This window comes from Bacillus cereus group sp. MG9, assembly GCF_040459995.1.
GTDB classification, from domain to species: Bacteria; Bacillota; Bacilli; order Bacillales; family Bacillaceae_G; genus Bacillus_A; species Bacillus_A mycoides.
The window spans coordinates 4,713,522-4,732,769 of record NZ_JARVHC010000001.1 but is presented as its reverse complement, the minus strand read 5'-3'; the positions used below and the strand labels follow the sequence as shown (position 1 = coordinate 4,732,769).

Here is a 19,248-nt window from a genome sequence, read left to right as displayed (position 1 = left end):
CAATCTACAAGCATAATATGTAGGTAAGTGCCCATATGTGAGTATAGATAGCAGGAATTTTTTAGGTAATAAAGAAGTACAAATATAAGGGGTGATAAAATGGATTACGAATATGATGATAGCGTACATTTACATCTTGATTATTTCGGAACTGAATGTGATATGGAATCGATTGCTTATAAGAGGAAGCATGAAGACGTGTGGGATGTGTATTTTAATTTTGGAGTATACGGTATTCAAAAAGATGATGTAGGGGCAGGAATGTTTATGGACGAATATGCCGGTTATTACGTTTTTTCTGTACATGCTCGTGATTTGAGCTGGGAATTTGGAAGTGCTCAGTTTGAGGAATGGGTTTTGAAGAACCATATAGTAGAAAGAACGCTTCAAAAATAGGGAGGAATTTTGTGTTTGAATTTCTCATCTTATTGCTTATTTGTGTAATTGGAATTTACATCATGCAAGTGCTCACTTACCGATTCGCAAAGAAAAATATTCATAAATATAAGGAAATGAAATGGATTCATATGTGGCTAGACATGACTATGAAAAAGGGTCCGAGATTAGATTTGTTTGATTTTGTACTTATAGTAATCGTAAGTATCATATGGAAAATATGGATGCTTCCTCTTGTATAGTAAACATGCTAATCATCGTATCCTAATAAATAACGAGAAGAACCTGTCATACGACAGGTTCTTCTCTATTTGGAGCATGTAGTGTTACATGGAAAATCCAATATATACGACAAATTACGACAAAGGGATTCATACATATTTGTTATTCTATTAAAGGTCATTATTTGTAATATATATATAGGAGGATTTTTTAATGTTAAAAAAATTATTATTATTTTTACTTACGGGCTTATGTGTAGTTGTTTTAACAGCTTGTAAAGATGAAGAGGAAAAGCTGAAGGTAGCGGAAGAACAGAAAATAGATGAGAAGAAAGTTGAAGAAGATAAGAAGGTAGAAGAGGAAAGCAAACAAGAAGAGCAGCAAAAGGAAGAGGAAGAAAAACGTAAGCAAGAAGAGCAGCAAAAGGAAGAGGAAGACAAACGTAAGCAAGAAGAGCAGCAAAAGGAAGAGGAAGAAAAACGTAAGCAAGAAGAGCAGCAAAAGGAAGAGGAAGACAAACGTAAGCAGGAAGAGCAGCAAAGAGTAGAAGAAGAAAAACGTAAGCAAGAAGAGCTGCAAAGAGTAGAGCAAGAAAAACGTAAGCAAGAAGAGAAACAGAAGGCTCAGCAACAACATTCTGCACAACAAGAGAGAACACAGAAACAAGAAAAAACAACAGAAGCAACAGGTGGGAAACCGACAAGATCACAAATTTCGGTTGGTTCACATGTAGTTATTCAATTGGATAAAGATTATAGTAAAACAGTGAGTGGTGTTGTGAAAGATATTTTAACAAACACAGAAACACACACGTACGGAATTAAAGTTCGATTACAAGATGGACAAATTGGCCGTGTTCAAAGTGTTGGATAAATAAAAAAGAGGTCGTCCATTTTTGGACGACCTCTTTTTTGTTATGCTTGGCTAGTGCGGAAAAATGGAAGCTTCTGCACAGCGTAAACTAACCCATATGCAAGAATTAAGCACATAAGAGGGTTAATGAAAAATCCGTAGCGATTAATTGCTAAGAATAAGTTTGAGAAGATGATGTAAATAACAGAACTTGCTACTAGCATCATAACGCGCTTATGCTTAAATGAATTTAGCATGAAGCAGAAACTGCTCAAGAATGTACCAATGATAAAGACTCTATGACACATTTGTATAAAGTTATGAATACGGTATTGGTCTACAGCAGGAGCTGTTTTGAATAACTCAATTGTTTTACCGACAGTGAACCAAGCGAACCAATATGTGAAGTCCGTTTTAAATCCATTTTTGATTAAATCTTTTGCGTATGCATTTTTATCATCTAAGCCCTGGGCTTTCATTTGGTTAACTACATTTTCATAGCCAATTTTGTTAAATGGATCTGCACCGGCAATTAATGGGTCTGCACCTTGGGTTGAGAATAAGATAAATTGATTGAACGCTAAATAGTTACGAACAACCCAGGCACCGATAATAAAGAACGGGCCAATGAACCATAATAATCCAATTCGAATTGAGTCTTTAAATCCATATGTGAATAAGACGACAAGAACAGGAATGAGCATCATTGGAGCTGGATTTGGGCGGAACATAAGTAAAATGGAAACGACAATTCCAAACCATATATGGAATTTTGCTTTATTGTATTTCCATGCGAGAACAAATACATACACGCTTAACGATAATAAGAATATTGAAGGAACTTCTGTTAGTAATGTACGGAAGTATGTATAGTTACTTGGATAAATAGCATATAAAATACTCGCAACAATTCCATAAATATTCTTTTCAAATAACTCTTTCCCTATTAAGAATACTAATAACACTGTGCAAAGGTTTAGTATCATATTAATAACAGTTGCTACGTAATAGTAAGGAAGTGATGTAACATCAGAAATAATCATAGCACCAGCTAATAATAGCGGCTGACCTGGTGTGATGTATGCATTTTTTCCAGGCACTTCACTAGGTTCTAAATAAACATAGCCAAATACACCATGTTTTAATAATTGTTCAGCTGTTAACGAATAGTTAAAGGCATCATTTGCACCATATGTTACTTTGACTAACTCTCCATCTAATCCTGGCTGTTTTACTAGACAAAAAACGTGCAGTAGGAAAGAAAGCGCCAAAATTACATATACCGCTTTAGGTAGATTTTTAAACTTATTTAGCAAAAATGAGCATCTCCTTTTTTATTGTTTCTTTCGTATTTTCATGATAAAACCCTATTAGTATTAAGGTTTTCCAAAACATAGTTATTATATCATAAAGTGGAATGAAGGAATTTAGTTTTTTAAGAATGAATAGTTGGTATTCCAAAAATTAACTGTTGATTAAGGGAGAATTAAGAAACTACAGTTATAGTAGAATCCAGTGTGAAGACGAAATGCGTGAAGTATGTTATCTTAATAGAAACTGTTTTTACGGTGCGGGGTGAAATTAATAAACAGAAAAGAGGGAATGAATTGAGGTGTGATTTTTCATTTCATCAGCCAAGAAGAAGTATATTAATTTCAGCGATGTTAAGTGGCCTAGTAACCCTATATGTAATACCCACACTTTTTTTGATTTTAAAATATTTTAGTTTAGATACGATGAAAGATATGTTAAATCAAAAAATTGTCTTAAGTATAATGACAATTTTGATGTGGATTGTACTATTGTATGTTGCGCATTTGAATAAAGATATTGTTAATAAATTTAAACCGATTATTCGGATTTATATTAGAATGTTTTTAGTAGCGCATGTGGTTACTTTGCTTTTTATTTTCACGCAAAATAATATGAATCTCGTAAATACACTGAATTGGATTTACAATTATAACGCACAGTTTATATTTAGTTTAATTGTAATTTATGCGATATATGTTTTGGTGTATAACGTGCTTGGGAAAGTTTTTTTGAGTACTATTTTGGCAAGCATTTTGCTAATCATTTTGGCTATTGTAAATCACTTCAAAATTGTTTTTAGGGGAGACCCACTATATCCTTCTGATTTTACACAGATTGGACATATGCAATCTGTTATACCAATGGTGATGGATTATTTTAGTTGGGGTTATATTCTTCTTGTTATTGTAAGTGTTGTTGTCTGTATTTTGGCGGGTATGTATGTGAGGAAGTATATTCAAAATGTAAAAGTTCATGCAGGCGTACGAGTTCTATTTATAATAGGATCCGTTTTTATTTTATATGTGTATGGTAATTTTACGAATACGTTTATAAATAAATGGTTTCAAAAGTCGGGTATAGAGTTCGTTTTGTGGGATCAAAATGAAAATTATGCTTCAAATGGTTTTGTGCTAGGATTTATAAGTAATTTAGATACGACAGTCATTGAAAAGCCGAAAGATTATTCAAAAGAAAATATGCTTCAAATAGCAAACGATATAAAGAAACAATATAGTAGCAATATAGGGGCGCAGAAGCAAAAAGAGAAACCGAATATTATTTTTGTAATGAGTGAATCGTTTTGGGATCCAACGAAGTTAACGAACCTGTCCTTTAGTGAAGATCCTTTACCGAATTTGCATCATTATATAGAAAATTTTCCTGGTGGACAAACTATTTCTCCTACATTTGGAGGAAATACTGCGAACGTTGAATTTGAGGCGTTAACGAGTTATTCAATGAGTTTGTTAAAGCCAGGATCTATACCATATCAGCAAGCCGTTACAAGTAAGATAGAAGTTCCATCTATTCCTCGAGCGCTGAAAAAAGAGGGGTATTACACAAGCGCTATTCATTCGTTCGGTCGCTCATTCTTTAAACGTGATGATGTATATAAAGTGTTAGGATTTGATAAGTTTAATGCACAAGATACGATGAAAAATGTAGAAGTTGATGGAGACTATATTAGTGATTTATCTATGAGTAAAGAGATAATAGCTGAATTAGAGAAGCAAAAACAACCTACTTTTATTCATGCAGTTACGATGCAAAATCATTTTCCATTTACAGAAGGAAGATTTGGCGAAAATCAAATCGAGATTAGTGGATTAGAAAATGAAGAATCGAAGGCTGAATTAGAGACTTATACAGAAGGTTTAAGACGTTCAGATGAAGCTCTTCAATATTTAATAGAGGAGCTAGATAATTTAGATAGACCTACATTATTAGTATTCTTTGGGGACCATCTTCCGTCGCTAGGAACAAATAAATCTCTTTATAAAGAGAATGGGTATATAACGAATGAAAAAACGCCAAGTGAACGATTAGCGATGGCGCAAACGCCGTTATTAATGTATGCAAATTTTGATATACCAAATGACAATTTAGGTTTAGTAAGTCCAATTTATTTTTCAAATCTTGTCTTTGATTATGCTGGATTAAATAAGGTACCATTCTATCAATTTTTATCGAAGTTATATGAAGAAATTCCTGTACTTCGTGACGAATTGAGGATAGGAAAAGACGGAAAAGCAATAAAAAGTTTAACAGAAAAACAAAAAGAAATGCTAAAGCAATATGAGCTTATTCAATATGACTTACTCGCCGGAAAGCAATATAGTAAGGATATATTATTTAAATAAGCGAAAAAAAGAACTTGTATACGATACAAGTTCTTTTTTCATAGTATTTAACGGGGTAACCAGACAAGCTAGGTTTAGGGAGTATTACTTGTACATTTAGTATAAAGTAAAATAGAATCGTTTTAATAATTGATTTGTGAGAAGTATGTGAATTTTTCATCTAGTATATAATTGGACAATTTGTTTAATTTTAATAGAATCAGTTCCAGATTTATTATTAGTTTTTAGTTTACAATTATTTGTTGTGTGGATTTATAAACAAACAGGATTTCGAGTGGTTAGTATTTATGCGTTTAACGATGAGCGTGTTTATTTTTTATCTATTCTTTGTATGACAATTGTTCCAACTCTTCATTTTTTCCGCATTATCGTTTTATTTTTAATGGAAGAGAAGAATAAGTCATATGTGGAATTTGCTCGTGCAAAAGGTAGTTAAGAAAAAAGAATTTGCCGTAAGGGCAAATTCTTTTTTTACTGTAAAGGAACTATGAATTTAAAAATTTTATCAGTTCCTTATTTAATTCATCCGCTTGATCGATTGGAGAGCCGTGGCCACTATTTGTAAGAGGATATAGTTCAGAGTTTTTAATTCGCTCTTTTGTTAGCTCAGCACTTTTATAAGGGATGAGTTGGTCGTGAACACCGTGGAATATTTTTGTTGGGACGTTAATTTTACTTAAGTCCTTCGTTACGTCTTCGTTTGCAGCGGCTTGCAAAATTTTGATGAGAGCATAAGAAGCGGACTGCATACCGAGATAAGAAAACCATTCTAACGTGGCAGCTCCTAAGTTTCTATTAAAAAATGATAAAGATACATCACTTAGAAACTTAGGTAAATTTACATACATTTGAGCAATCAGAGCATCTGCTTGTTCTTTCGGTACGCCGTAAGGGGATTCTTGGTTTTTCACGAAAGAAGGAGAGACAGCATCCACTAATGCAAGTTTGGAAATACGACGCCCATTATATCGTGACATATACCGAATAGAGAGAGCACCACCGACTGAGAAGCCGACTAACGTAGCATTTTCTATTTGAAGTGCATCTAATACAATTGCGATATCATCAGCTAAACGATCATAAGTGTAACCAGTCCATGGTTTATCAGACTGTCCGTTTCCTCGTATATCCATGGCGATGCAGCGGAAACCATGTTGTGGTAAGATATTAAATTGATATTGGTACATTTGATGATTTAAAGGCCAGCCATGAACGAAGAAGACAGGTTTACTTCCAGGGCCTGGGTTAATATCCTCAACAAAAATGTGTACATCTTTTTCCACTGTAACGAACATGATGTATCCTCCTCATGCATTTTAGTAGGCTCTCTTCCAAAATCGCTGTTTTGTCATTGCCTGAATAAATTCATTCGCAAGTAAGGTAGGATTTTGTTCTGTTATAACGCCAGGTTTTCCTTCGATGTTTAAAGATTGAACAATAGTAGTTCCATTTTGGAAAGCGCCAATTGGCTTAAAGTGATTATACGATTCTACGACGAATGAACTTGCCTTGTTAAGAAAATGATCATTAATATTTCCACCAATAAGAAGTAGCCCATCATAAAGAAGTGGTGATCCTGTTAAGAAAGTATCATTCACTTCCCACTGTCCATTTTGAGAGCCTTGCACAAAACCTAATCGTTCGGAAATAATAACGGGCTGAAGACCGGCTTGTTTGAATTGATTTATAATATATTGTGCGTTTTGACCGTCATATCCGTTTGCGACAATGACGCCTACTCGTAATGTATTTGGGCTGAATGTTGTATGTTCCATACTTAGTGCTGGTGAGGATTTTGTAACATTTGATTCTTGAACATTTGGTACTGTTGCCCCGACTGCTTCAGCTACTAAAGTAGCTAATTCCGTACTTATATGACCAATCATACCTACGACTTGTTGGCGAACTGATTTACTTTTTACTTTTCCTAATTCAAAGGAAAAGGCCTGCATAATATGGATTTTTTCGACGTGGCTCATACTATTCCAAAATAAACGGGCTTGTGAGAAATGGTCTTTAAAACTTGCGGCTGTCTCTCTTGTTTTATGTCCAGAAACAGTAGAAGGATATGTAACGAAACCGCCTTTCGTACCAGGTACAGTAAAGGGAGAGTTATTAGCTAAAGAGTTATTATGGTAAGCGACTTTTCCTTTATCAATTATATATTTAGACGCACCATCTCTTTGATTGTTATGAAAAGGACATACCGGACGATTAATCGGTAACTCTTGATAGTTTGTACCGACGCGTGCTAATTGTGTATCTGTATAAGAAAATAGTCTACCTTGTAAGAGAGGATCATTTGTAAAATCGATACCGCGGACGATGCTTCCAGGGTGCAGTGCGACTTGTTCTGTTTCCGCAAATACGTTATCAACGTTTCGGTTTAACGTCATTTTTCCGATGATCTTAACAGGGAAGTCTTCTTCCGGCCAAATTTTTGTTGCATCTAATATATCGAAATCGTATTTAAATTCATCCTCTTCTTCTAAAATTTGAACGCCAAGTTCGTACTCAGGGTAGTTTCCGGCATTAATATTTTCCCATAAATCACGGCGATGATAATCTGGATCAGCGCCGCCTAGTTTTTGAGCTTCATCCCAAATTAACGAGTGAACGCCAAGCTTTGGCTTCCAGTGGAATTTTACGAATCGTGACTTCCCATGTTTATTAACTAAACGAAATGTATGAACGCCGAACCCTTGCATCATTCGAAAACTTCTCGGAATTGCGCGATCCGACATAATCCACATCATCATCGCAGCTGATTCTTGATTATTGGCGATAAAGTCCCAAAAAGTATCGTGTGCTGTTTGTCCTTGGGGAATCTCATTATGTGGCTCTGGTTTAAGAGCATGAATAAGATCCGGAAATTTAATACCATCTTGAATGAAGAAAATCGGAATGTTATTACCCACTAAATCGAAATTTCCTTCCTCTGTATAAAACTTAACAGCGAATCCTCGTACATCTCGGTTCGTTTCATTTGCACCTTTTGATCCAGCAACTTCAGAAAAACGAATAAAAATAGGTGTCTTTTTAGATGGGTCTTGTAAAAAATGAGCCATTGTTAAGTCTTCTAAAGAATCATATAGCTCAAAAACACCATGTGCTCCGTAACCGCGGGCATGAACGACTCTTTCAGGAATTCGTTCACGGTCAAAATGAGCGAGTTTTTCTCGCATCAGGAAATCTTCTAAAAGTGTAGGACCACGATCGCCGGCGGTTAAAGAGTTTTCATCATTTGAAATTTTGACACCCGTATTCGTTGTCATCTCTTTTCCTTCATTGTTTTTCGTAAAGGATTGTAACTGTTCTATTTTTTTATTTTCACGACCGTCCATATAAAGCACCTCCCATATTATACGTATTATTTTTCGTTAGTTTTATGCTTATATAACTATGGGTATATATTACTTATTTGGTTTATTTTATCTTTGTTTACCTATTAAAATCGTTTATTATAATAAATGGTATTCTTTGAAATATCATTTTGAAGGGGTGTTGAAGTGAGAGGAAGTTTTCTATCGGCTAAAGAAGAAAAGAAAAACGCTAAGATTTTCTTATGGATATTACATGTTATTTTAATAGGATACGAGGTTGCATATGCCATTATATTAGAAGATAAAATGCCTTTAGAAAATTGGTATAAAGTAATATGGAAGATTACATATATTATGACTATATTAGGTATTAGTGTTTATTTATTTGAGAGGGGCAAAGCACATTTAGTTAAATATACATACTTATTTGCATACATGATTGCGGAGATTTTTAATATTGGATGGTATGCCTTTCATAATAAAATAGCATTTGATGAAGGGAATATCATCGAATTTATTTTCATTTTTTTCGTGCCAATATTTTTAAGTAAACGATATTTATTTATGTTAACGCCATTTCTTATAGGGAAATATATGATATACCTATTTGTATTTGGAGAACTTAATTTATTTACACCTCTTGTTATGAATATGTTATTGCTTTTCGTGTCGTATATTATTTTAAATCGGTTTTTACAATATCTTTCAGCAGTAAAGAAAAGTATTACAGAGGCTAGTCAGTCACAAAAATTGGCGGTTATCGGAAAAATGGCAGCGACAGTCGGGCATGAAATAAAAAATCCACTCGCGTCATTAAAAGGGTTTACGCAATTACAAAAAGAAAAGCACAAAAAAGATGCGACATATGGACAAATGATTATTGAAATAGAAAATATAAATAACATGATTAGCGAATTGATGGAGGTTGCTACATGTAAACCTTCTGTTTATGAAAAACATATTGTAAGTGATGTTCTAATACAAGCAGTAGCAAATATGCGTGAAAAAATGGATGAGCTAAATATAAATTTCACCTTCAATGAAGAGTATAATAGAAGTGAAATTGAATGTGATAAACGTAAAGTAAAAGGGGTATTCTTGTATGTTATTAAAAATGCTTTAGAGGCAATGGAGCACGGTGGAACATTACAAATACAAGTTGAAGATAAAAAAAGAGATTATGTAATAGTAAGTATAGTAGATAATGGTTTCGGGATAAAAAAAGAGAATTTAGGAAGAGTTACAGAGGCTTTTTATACAACGAAGCAAGACAAAATCGGATTAGGCCTTACGGTAGCAGAGCGAATTATTAAAGAGCATCTTGGAGAATTACATATTTCTAGTGAAGTAAAGAAAGGAACGAGAGTAGAAATAGTACTTCTGAAAAAACTTGAGCGTAATGTGGCACAAGATTAAGAGGTGTTGTTAAAGGAGCTACTATATGGACAAAGACTATATATTTGAAAAGGAAGAAATAAAGGCGTTGAAAATATTTTTAAGTTTATTCTTTGTTATATTTTTTGTGTATGATTTTGCTGAAAAGGCTACTGTCTTTTTCTCGGAGGGAGATCTAAAGCCAGCAGATGTTTTTGGAGAAGGATTAGGTTTATGGTTATATATTTTGATGGTCTTATTATTCTTTACTGGAATTTATTTTATGAAACAGAAAAAGCCATATATTGTGAAGTACATTATTTTAATTGGCTATAATATATTGGATTTTATTCATAACTTCATTATTTATTACGGAAGTGATGCTGAATTTGATGGCGGTAATATAGTAGAAGGATTTTTTATTTTATTTGCACCAATCTTTGTGAATAAAAGATATTTTTTGTTAGTGGCAGGGATACTTGTTGGAAAGTACGCTCTTATGGGAATCGTTATTCAATCCGCTATCGTTCTAATTCCAATGGCATTATGCAGCGTATTTGCTATTATATGTTGGATTATACTTTTAAGATTTCAGTCTTACGTTCGCAAACTTGAAATGATGGATAAAGAAATACAAAAGGTAGAAAAATTAGCGATGGTTGGAAAAATGGCAACAGTAATTGGCGATAAGATTAGAAGGCCGTTAGTGAAATTGAAAAAACTTGTGAATAAGCAAGCGAAAAAACATCCAGAAGATAAGGTTTATAGCGACATTATGAAACAGGAAGTAGATCGTATTAATATAATTGCTAACGAACTAAGTGGATTTGAGAACTCTAAATCGATAGAATCAGAAACTCATAACATAAAAGAAATCATCTCTTATGTTATCCGAGTTATGGAAAAGCCAGCATTAGAACAAGGGGTGAAAATACATGCTATTTATAGTAAAGATATACCTCCAATTACATGCGATGAAAAACGATTGAAACAAGTATTTTTTAATTTAATAAAAAATGCGATTGAAGCAATGTCAGTTGGCGGAACTATTACTGTGAAAGTTATTGTGGAAGATGTAATCATTGTTCAAGTTATAGATGAGGGATGCGGCATTCCAAAAGATAAAATTCCGAAGCTAAATGAAGCTTTTTACACAACGAAAGAAACTGGAACAGGCTTAGGATTAGTAGTTACGGAAAAAATTATTAAAGATCACCACGGTAAATTGAACTTTGAAAGCGAAGTTGGAGTTGGAACGACTGTTGAGATTATGTTGCCGATTTAATGATAGTGTAAGAGATAAATAGAAAACATCACTTAATCAAAAGTGATGTTTTTTTAATTTATCTTGCGTTAAGATCCAATTGGTTCAACCAATAATCAGTAGGGAAGGGATCCCCCTACTGATTAAAGCTTTTTCTATAGAGTACAGTTTAAATAGAGGTAATTAGAAAAATAGAGTATATAGCACTGTCAGTAATCCCAGGGCTAATATAAAGGCATAATGCGTCTCCTCTTGAAACTGGATTTCCAGTTGTTGTACTAGTCCAAATAACAGTGGCAGGTCCTGGTAAAGGGGTAGGGTCATACACTTGAACTAGCTGTGATCCAACGTCTGAAGGAGTAATAGTAAATGTGATTGTTCCAGTGATTTTAGCCGTAGTGGTAAAAGTAATAGTAGATATAACGTGATTAGAGGTAGGGGCGGAAAGGTTTGTTGGGACATTAGTGCAGATTTGAATTGTATAAACTTCTATAGGCAAATTATTTACATTTATAGATGCAGAAAAACCAGCTATATTTCCAAATCCAGCAATTACATAAGGAATAATATTGGAATCAACTGCTGGAGCACCTGCTATACGTTGAAACTCAGCGTTAGTTCCTTGGAAAAGGATGCTTTTTGCTGAACTGCTACCGGTGTGCCCAGTGATTCCGGTAGGTCCAGTAATACCAGTGGGTCCAATGCTGCCAGTAGGACCAGTAGCTCCGGTAGAACCAGTAGAGCCAGTAGACCCAGTAGAACCGGTAGGACCACCTTCTACCAATACGATATAATCTTGAGACACATTCGGAAATCCTTGAGGTGCATCTTTTTTTACAACATAGCCGCTACTCGTGTAAGTGACAACTTGTCCCGTTTTATAGTTAGGAGCGGCTGCTAGACTAAAAGCGGTAGTACTTTGCAAACCGGCCCCGGCATTGCCAGTAGGTCCAGTAGCGCCGATAGAACCGCTGTTGCGTCTACCGTCACAACTAAAGCAATTGCGTTGGTACATATATTATCTCCTTTCTATATTTTTGAAAATCTAGTTTTAAAAGTAGAACTACTATATATATATTGCAGATTCTATATTTTTGTGTGGTCGATCGTATTGTGTATATAGATTTTAAAAATAGGGGAGGTGTTATTAGTTTTATAACCACCAGGTCTCCTGCGGAATCAAAGTAACATCTACATCAATGTCTCTTTCACTAAATATTCAGAGGCAGAGTGTGACACACCGATGAGTGAGTATTTATGCCTACCATAATCATTGTCGATATGGCAATGGATTTCTCCTGTAATACATGATTAAGTTATTGTTCTATTTCTTTTAAGGCTGGCATGTTTGGTAATCCTCTTTAAGATAGTTCTTACTTTGTTAGTTGTTTTTGTTTTTTTATGGAAAAATAAGAAGCGGATAGGAAACAAATAAAACCTAGAATCCAGCCAATAGAAGGAGAATAGGGAAGTATATGTTGTAATACCATTCCGCTAGAAATAAAAAAGCTACCTAATAGACCTAAGAAAATGAGATATCGCTGTAGTTTGAACATCAGTGATACAACCTCCTTTATCACGCATTAACTGCTCGTAAAAGCCTGATTGGCGAGGGCTAATAATCAGAGGGGGATGGATACCTCCCTGATTAAAGTTTCACTTTATCACATATATTTTATAGTAGTCTTAATTTTCTGCATATAAGATTCGAGAAAAATGGTGGTACAATATATAAATGATACGAGAAGAGAGGATGTAGATTCACGCATGTACGTTACTGTAACAGAAGCAGCATATAAAAAGATTATGGATACGATTCCAAGTGAAACGAAATATATAAAGTTATTTTATGATAATGAAGGTTGCGGTTGTGTTATGAGCGGGATTATTGATTTAGTAGCCGTTTCAGAGAAAGATGAGCGCGATGTAGATATCGAATCAAGCGTACTAAACTTTATTGCAGATCGCACAAAGCTTGTATTTATGGATGATAAATTAACAGTTGATTGGCATGAAGTTGGAGGGACTTTCCAGCTGAAGAGCCCAAGCCAGTTTTATAATCCGAATATGAAGTTACATGTTCGAGTATAATGAAGAGAGAAGGAGTATATAATATGCTCCTTTTTCTTATGGATTTTTTCACATAATGAAATGTACATATAGTTGAATTTTCTGTATAATTCTCTTTGCGGAGGGGGTTGCGCATGAAAAGATGGGGAATTGAGTTATTAATTTTAAGTGTCGTTATTATTTGGGGGATTAACTATACGATTGCGAAATATGGACTTTTAGAATTTACAGCAATAGAGTTTACTGCAGTTCGAATGATGACAGCAGCACCACTACTGTTATTACTTACGTTCTTTATCGAAAAGTCACTTTATATGGAGCGAAAAGATATACCAAGATTAATCATCGTTAGCGTTGTAGGTATTGTACTGTATCAAACGTTATTTATGGAAACTGTAAAATACACATCCGCTACAAATGCTTCTTTACTCATATCTATTTCACCTATTTTTACAACTGTATTTGCGATTTTCTTGAAACAAGAAAAATTTTCTTCTCGAAAGTTAGTTGGTTCCATGATTGCCTTTATTGGTGCTACATTAGTTTTAGTAGCGGGGCATTCACTCGCTAGTTCTTTCTACGGAAATGGGATTGGACTTATTACATCAATATGTTGGGGACTTTATCCCGTTTTAGCAGGGCCGCTTATTAAAAAATACTCAGCATTACGTGTTACTGCATGGTCGACATTAGTTGGAGCGATTCCGCTCTTATTGTTAAGTGGTCCACATGTATTTGTCATGCCAATTCACATTACACACGGAATGACATTGTTTGCTTTACTATATTCTATTTTCTTTGTAACAGTATTCGGTTTAGTCATGTGGTATGTTGGTGTTCAAAAAATTGGTGCGTCACATACGATGGTATATATGTATATTACGCCGCTTGTAGCTGTTTTATTTGCAGCTGTATGGGCAAATGAATATGTATCGTTTCAACAAATAATTGGTGGAATCATCATTTTCTTCGGTCTATGGTTTGTGAAATCAGAGAAAGTAGAAGCTAATTCTATCGTGCAAGAACCTATATCAAAATAGGAAAACAGATCACCTATGATCTGCTTTCCTATTTTTTTATTTTTGGTAAAAATACGAGGAATAAAATGGCAGTAATAAGTGGGATTAAATTAAGAAAAGGAATGCGGAAGAGTGTAATAAGAATAATACCTGGAAGAAGAACACCGAGGACAGCATAGAAAATACTATGTTTTTTCGTGTACCAATACAAGGAAAGTCCAATAAGTGCAGGAACAATGAGATGAATGAGAGCCATTAAAAAATAAATCATTAGACGCCCCCTTTATTTATGTGCTTATTACATCATATCCGTATGTTCATAGATTGATATCAATTTTTTCATAATTGGACGAAAATGTTTTGAAAAACGTCACATTTATGAGGGATTCTATATTAGAAATCTTGTATAATATTATTTCCTAAAAGCATTTAAAAAACATAAACATACTGTTTATGTTTTTTAAATTTGAGTGAAATGAATTTTAAGTAGCATAGACTCGAAAGAAATGAGTTATATAGCTTTGGTTGGATAGATAAAAACTATTGAAGGGGAGTACAATATGATTAGTATGTCATTAAGGTCGTTTAAAATTCAATCGTATTATCTACTAGGTATTCTGTTATTAGGCTGGATGTTAACACCGTTTTCAGCACATTTTCTAGGTGCAGGAATTGGACTTATTGTAAGCATGTATTGTGTTTGGATTTTAGGAAGGCGTATCGAAAAGCTTGGAGATAGTATAGTAAAGAAGACGAAAGCGCCGACGCTTGGTATGTTTAATCGCTTTGCAGCTGCAATTTTGGGTGCTATTATCATGTACGAAATTGAGCATCATATGGTAATGTGGGCATTTGCAGTAGGTATTCTGGGTGGTTATTTCTTAATCGTTATTAATTTAGGGTATTATAGTATGAAGGATGAGGAAGAATTAACGAAGGGCTGAAAAAGATAAAAAGATGAAAAGCCTCTTTTTAGATGGAATAGAGGATTCGGCGGTGGATAGAAGCGTTCAGAGCCTTTTTTAGCCCCATGCGGTGTGAAACCAGAGCGAGGTAGTGAGCAGGAATATAATTTATATGTTCGAAGCCGTAATTTGTATATATGAAAATCTGGTTATTTAAATTGAAAATTGGCTTACTCTGGAATAAGGGATCCGGCGATGGATAGTACAACAGGAAGCGTAACTTTGTATAAAATATAGGTTTCCGCTTCCAATAAGTTAATATGAAATCACTTAGTAGTATGACTCTTAGGTTCTTTAAAAAAGTTGGATACAATACAACAAACTATTCCGGTAATTAGAATAATGTATTTTGTCGTTTCACTTGTATGCTCAAATAAATTAACGTTAAGCATTACAAGTCCCCAAAACATTTGAATCGCTCCATAACTGAATAAAATTTTTCCTGTACGAGAAAAATTTTTCATGGGCCTCACCATTTCCTTTATATGTAAATTATATCATAGGAAACTACAAACGAATGATTATAAAATGAATTTTATGTAAATTTATGGGTATTGGTATGCAATAGATGAAGAGATTAAAGTTTCACTTTATATAAGATATAGAAAGAAGCTTACGTTTTTAACGTAAGCTTCTTTTTTATGTAAGTGTGTGTAACCGTTAAGCCGCATTGGGTTTTGTCGGTGAGTACGCGGAACTTTACGGTTACACGACACTTATTCATATGAGTAAAAGGGTTATTCCAACAGAAAATTTGTAATTAAGCGATTGGACCGCCTAAGTTAATAATATTTTCAGAAACGCTATCGAATTTTTTGAAGTTTTCTTTAAATTCGTTTGCAAGCTCAATTGCTTTCACTTTGTAAGCATCTTTATCAGCCCAAGTTTGTTCAGGCATTAATACTTCATCAGGTACACCTGGAACATGACGAGGTACTTCAAGGCCAAAGATGTCGTGTTTTGCAGTTTCAGCTTTAGCAAGTTCACCGCTTAGTGCTGCTTGAATCATTGCACGAGTGTAACCTAAGTTCATACGTTTACCAACGCCGTATTCGCCACCAGTCCAGCCAGTGTTTACTAAGAATACTTTCGCATCATGTTTCTCGATTTTTTCACCAAGCATTTCAGCATAACGAGATGCATCAAGCGGTAAGAACGGTGAACCGAAGCAAGTAGAGAATGTAGCTTGCGGAGATGTAACACCGCGCTCTGTTCCTGCTAGCTTACTAGTGTAACCGCTTAAGAAATGGTACATAGCTTGCTCTTTTGATAACTTACTGATTGGAGGCAATACGCCAGATGCATCAGCAGTTAAGAAAATAATTGTATTTGGATGTCCTGCAACACTTGGCAGTACGATATTGTCAATCGCATGCATAGGGTATGCAGCACGTGTATTTTCTGTTAAAGTAGTATCGTTATAGTCAGCGATGCGTGTTTGACCATCAATGACAACGTTTTCTAAAACTGAACCAAATTTGATTGCATCGAAGATTTGTGGTTCTTTCTCATGAGAAAGGTTTACACATTTTGCATAGCAACCGCCTTCAATATTGAATACGCCGTTATCAGACCAACCGTGCTCATCGTCACCGATTAATTTACGGTTTGGATCAGCAGATAATGTTGTTTTGCCTGTTCCAGATAAACCGAAGAATAGTGCTACGTCGCCTTCTTCGCCTACGTTTGAAGAGCAGTGCATAGAAAGAATGTCTTGTTCAGGTAGTAAGAAGTTCATAATAGAGAAGATTGATTTTTTCATCTCTCCAGCATATTCTGTACCACCGATTAGTACGATACGTTTTTCGAATGAAACCATAATGAATGCTTCAGAATTTGTACCGTCAATTGCTGGATCTGCTTTGAAGTTTGGTGCAGAAACAATTGTGAACTCTGATTCGTGAGTTGCTAATTCTTCTTCATTTGGACGAATAAATAATTGATGTACGAACAAATTATGCCATGCATATTCGTTAACAACTTGAATTGGTAGGCGATAGTTGCGATCAGCGCCAGCAAATCCTTTGAAGATGAATAACTCTTCTTTTTCTTTTAAGTATTCTAAAACTTTTATATATAATTTATTAAAATGTTCTTCAGAGATCGGTTGGTTCACGGCTCCCCAAGCAATTTTGTCAGCAACCGATGCTTCCTTCACAATAAATTTATCTTTAGGAGAACGTCCTGTGTATTTTCCTGTTGAAGCAGAAACGGCACCAGTAGAAGTTAATTTCCCTTCGTTTCGCATTAATACTTTTTCCACTAATTGCGGAACACTTAATTGAATCTGTGCATTGCTTCCGTTCAATAATTCATGTAAACCAATTTGGACATTCACAGTACTCATATTTATATACCATCCTTTTCATTTAATGAAATATTTCTCGTAATCCCCATCAATAGTATAACACAATTATATAAATAATGTATACTATTTATTTATTTTTGTTTGTGTGAATGTATCATTTCCCTATTAATATTTCATTCTATGGGTATTGAGAAAAACTTTCAGGAAAATGTGAATATTAATTGACAAATGAATATCATTTCTTTAGTATAGGTTGGGACGGATACTCTCTTATCCCGAGCTGGCGGAGGGACAGGCCCGATGAAGCCCAGCAACCTCACTTGTAGTGGTAAATACAGGTGAATAGGTGCTAAAACCTGTGCGAGGCTAACGGTCTCGAACGATAAGAGCAAAGGGCAAAAAGCAGTATGCAAGTAGCAAATTAAACCTTTCCTCTATGTTAAGTAGGAAAGGTTTTTCTGTATGCTTGTGTGGGAGAATAAATGTATGTCGCAGTTTGTGGCAAATTAAGGATGAGTTCCGTACAATATATACAATTACTGTAGGGAGGTTTACCACATGACAAAAAAACGTCATCTGTTCACATCTGAGTCTGTAACTGAAGGACATCCAGATAAAATTTGTGACCAAATTTCTGATTCAATTTTAGATGCGATCTTAGCAAAGGACGCAAATGCACGTGTAGCTTGTGAAACAACTGTAACAACTGGTTTAGTATTGGTAGCGGGGGAAATTACGACTTCTACTTACGTAGATATTCCAAAAATCGTTCGTGAAACAATTCAAGGCATTGGTTACACACGCGCAAAATACGGATTCGATGCAGAAACTTGTGCAGTTTTAACATCTATCGATGAGCAATCTGCTGACATCGCTATGGGTGTTGACCAAGCGCTAGAAGCACGCGAAGGTCTAATGACTGACGCTGAGATTGAGGCAATTGGTGCAGGAGACCAAGGTTTAATGTTTGGCTTCGCATGTAATGAAACACAAGAATTAATGCCACTTCCAATCTCGCTTGCTCACAAATTAGCTCGTCGTTTAACTGAAGTACGTAAAGATGACACATTATCATACTTACGTCCGGATGGAAAAACGCAAGTTACAGTTGAGTATGATGAAAATGGTAAACCTGTACGTGTGGATACAATTGTAATTTCTACACAACATCATCCAGATGTTACGTGGGAAGAAATCGATCGCGATTTAAAAGAGCACGTAATTAAAGCTGTAGTTCCAGCAGAATTAATGGATGGAGAAACGAAATTCTTCATTAACCCAACTGGCCGCTTCGTAATTGGTGGACCACAAGGTGATGCTGGTTTAACAGGACGTAAAATCATCGTTGATACTTACGGTGGATACGCTCGCCATGGCGGTGGTGCATTCTCTGGTAAAGATGCAACGAAAGTTGACCGTTCTGCAGCATATGCAGCTCGTTATGTTGCGAAAAACATCGTAGCAGCTGGTCTTGCTGACAAAGCAGAAGTACAACTTGCATACGCAATTGGCGTAGCACAACCAGTATCAATTTCAGTTGATACATTAGGCACTGGTAAAGTATCTGAAGACGTATTAGTAGAACTAGTTCGTAACAACTTCGATCTTCGCCCAGCTGGTATTATTAAAATGCTAGACTTACGTCGCCCAATTTACAAACAAACAGCAGCTTACGGCCACTTCGGACGTACTGATGTAGATCTTACATGGGAACGTACAGACAAAGCAGCTACTTTAAAAGAGCAAGCTGGTCTATAATATATGAAAAAAAGCTTTGCGCT

At 35.1% G+C, this 19,248-nt stretch carries 19 protein-coding genes, 1 pseudogene and 1 riboswitch; of the genes and pseudogenes, 11 read left to right on the top strand and 9 right to left on the bottom strand.

All coding sequences use genetic code 11. The features are described 5' to 3' along the window. Window positions 1-99 precede the first annotated feature (99 nt). The 3 genes from QCI77_RS24345 (at window position 100) to QCI77_RS24335 (ending at window position 1,491) form a co-directional block, all read left to right on the top strand. Complete coding sequence (locus QCI77_RS24345; protein ID WP_002112440.1) at window positions 100-396, top strand: DUF3986 family protein; 297 nt, start codon at window positions 100-102, stop codon at window positions 394-396. Between the two features lie 11 nt (window positions 397-407). Then, window positions 408-638 carry a hypothetical protein gene (locus QCI77_RS24340; protein ID WP_002034470.1) on the top strand — a complete coding sequence of 77 codons (231 nt, stop codon included), beginning with the start codon at window positions 408-410 and terminating at the stop codon, window positions 636-638. A gap of 193 nt (window positions 639-831) precedes the next feature. Further along, complete coding sequence (locus QCI77_RS24335) at window positions 832-1,491, top strand: YwbE family protein (RefSeq protein ID WP_353825561.1); 660 nt, start codon at window positions 832-834, stop codon at window positions 1,489-1,491. Between the two features lie 41 nt (window positions 1,492-1,532). Here QCI77_RS24335 and QCI77_RS24330 read toward each other — a convergent pair whose 3' ends face one another. Further along, window positions 1,533-2,786, bottom strand: coding sequence for a glycosyltransferase family 39 protein (locus QCI77_RS24330; RefSeq protein ID WP_353825560.1), 1,254 nt, complete (start codon window positions 2,784-2,786; stop codon window positions 1,533-1,535). Window positions 2,787-3,077: 291 nt separating this feature from the next. On the opposite strand from QCI77_RS24330, the gene QCI77_RS24325 reads away from it, so the two are divergent. Further along, window positions 3,078-5,144, top strand: a complete 2,067-nt coding sequence (locus QCI77_RS24325; protein WP_040963183.1) for an LTA synthase family protein — start codon at window positions 3,078-3,080, stop codon at window positions 5,142-5,144. Window positions 5,145-5,295: 151 nt separating this feature from the next. Continuing rightward, complete coding sequence (locus tag QCI77_RS24320; RefSeq protein ID WP_306302657.1) at window positions 5,296-5,580, top strand: ABC transporter permease subunit; 285 nt, start codon at window positions 5,296-5,298, stop codon at window positions 5,578-5,580. A gap of 49 nt (window positions 5,581-5,629) precedes the next feature. Here the strand turns inward: QCI77_RS24320 and QCI77_RS24315 are convergent, their stop codons facing one another. Both QCI77_RS24315 and QCI77_RS24310 read right to left on the bottom strand, forming a co-directional pair. Beyond that, the gene (locus tag QCI77_RS24315) at window positions 5,630-6,439 is read right to left on the bottom strand and encodes an alpha/beta fold hydrolase (protein ID WP_002129555.1); all 810 of its coding nucleotides are present in this window, start codon (window positions 6,437-6,439) and stop codon (window positions 5,630-5,632) included. A 21-nt stretch (window positions 6,440-6,460) separates the two neighbouring features. Further along, entirely contained in the window at window positions 6,461-8,488 is a 2,028-nt protein-coding gene (locus QCI77_RS24310) for a catalase (RefSeq protein ID WP_353825559.1), read from the bottom strand. 165 nt (window positions 8,489-8,653) lie between these two features. Here QCI77_RS24310 and QCI77_RS24305 point away from each other — a divergent pair, with 165 nt between their 5' ends. Further along, entirely contained in the window at window positions 8,654-9,883 is a 1,230-nt protein-coding gene (locus tag QCI77_RS24305) for an ATP-binding protein (protein ID WP_353825558.1), read from the top strand. A 25-nt stretch (window positions 9,884-9,908) separates the two neighbouring features. Beyond that, window positions 9,909-11,126 (top strand): ATP-binding protein, encoded by a 1,218-nt coding sequence (locus tag QCI77_RS24300; protein WP_353825557.1) that lies wholly within the window; start codon window positions 9,909-9,911, stop codon window positions 11,124-11,126. 148 nt (window positions 11,127-11,274) lie between these two features. Here the strand turns inward: QCI77_RS24300 and QCI77_RS24295 are convergent, their stop codons facing one another. The 3 genes and pseudogenes from QCI77_RS24295 to QCI77_RS24290 all read right to left on the bottom strand — a co-directional run bounded on the left by QCI77_RS24295 (window position 11,275) and on the right by QCI77_RS24290 (window position 12,661). Continuing rightward, complete coding sequence (locus QCI77_RS24295) at window positions 11,275-12,120, bottom strand: collagen-like protein (RefSeq protein WP_353825556.1); 846 nt, start codon at window positions 12,118-12,120, stop codon at window positions 11,275-11,277. Between the two features lie 138 nt (window positions 12,121-12,258). Beyond that, window positions 12,259-12,410, bottom strand: a pseudogene (locus QCI77_RS30970) (Nif3-like dinuclear metal center hexameric protein); the annotation flags it as partial. Between the two features lie 68 nt (window positions 12,411-12,478). Continuing rightward, window positions 12,479-12,661: a hypothetical protein gene (locus tag QCI77_RS24290; RefSeq protein WP_002034443.1), complete on the bottom strand. Its 183-nt coding sequence runs from the start codon at window positions 12,659-12,661 to the stop codon at window positions 12,479-12,481. Window positions 12,662-12,872: 211 nt separating this feature from the next. On the opposite strand from QCI77_RS24290, the gene QCI77_RS24285 reads away from it, so the two are divergent. Together QCI77_RS24285 and QCI77_RS24280 are read left to right on the top strand one after the other, a co-directional pair. Continuing rightward, a complete protein-coding gene (locus QCI77_RS24285; protein WP_002089124.1) occupies window positions 12,873-13,196 on the top strand; it encodes an iron-sulfur cluster biosynthesis family protein in 324 nt (107 codons plus the stop codon). A 113-nt stretch (window positions 13,197-13,309) separates the two neighbouring features. Then, on the top strand, window positions 13,310-14,215 hold the full coding sequence (locus QCI77_RS24280) for a DMT family transporter (RefSeq protein WP_353825555.1): 906 nt from the start codon (window positions 13,310-13,312) through the stop codon (window positions 14,213-14,215). A 28-nt stretch (window positions 14,216-14,243) separates the two neighbouring features. On the opposite strand, the gene QCI77_RS24275 is transcribed toward QCI77_RS24280, so the two are convergent. Next, window positions 14,244-14,465: a hypothetical protein gene (locus tag QCI77_RS24275; RefSeq protein ID WP_002034446.1), complete on the bottom strand. Its 222-nt coding sequence runs from the start codon at window positions 14,463-14,465 to the stop codon at window positions 14,244-14,246. Window positions 14,466-14,754: 289 nt separating this feature from the next. Here QCI77_RS24275 and QCI77_RS24270 point away from each other — a divergent pair, with 289 nt between their 5' ends. Next, a complete protein-coding gene (locus QCI77_RS24270) occupies window positions 14,755-15,138 on the top strand; it encodes an ATP synthase subunit I (protein WP_002089121.1) in 384 nt (127 codons plus the stop codon). A 287-nt stretch (window positions 15,139-15,425) separates the two neighbouring features. Here QCI77_RS24270 and QCI77_RS24265 read toward each other — a convergent pair whose 3' ends face one another. Further along, window positions 15,426-15,623 (bottom strand): hypothetical protein, encoded by a 198-nt coding sequence (locus QCI77_RS24265; protein WP_353825554.1) that lies wholly within the window; start codon window positions 15,621-15,623, stop codon window positions 15,426-15,428. 296 nt (window positions 15,624-15,919) lie between these two features. Continuing rightward, the gene (gene pckA / locus QCI77_RS24260; RefSeq protein WP_353825553.1) at window positions 15,920-17,506 is read right to left on the bottom strand and encodes a phosphoenolpyruvate carboxykinase (ATP); all 1,587 of its coding nucleotides are present in this window, start codon (window positions 17,504-17,506) and stop codon (window positions 15,920-15,922) included. A gap of 228 nt (window positions 17,507-17,734) precedes the next feature. After that, window positions 17,735-17,856, top strand: a riboswitch (SAM riboswitch). 169 nt (window positions 17,857-18,025) lie between these two features. Here pckA and metK point away from each other — a divergent pair. After that, window positions 18,026-19,225, top strand: a complete 1,200-nt coding sequence (metK, locus tag QCI77_RS24255; protein WP_215554493.1) for a methionine adenosyltransferase — start codon at window positions 18,026-18,028, stop codon at window positions 19,223-19,225. Window positions 19,226-19,248 lie beyond the last annotated feature (23 nt).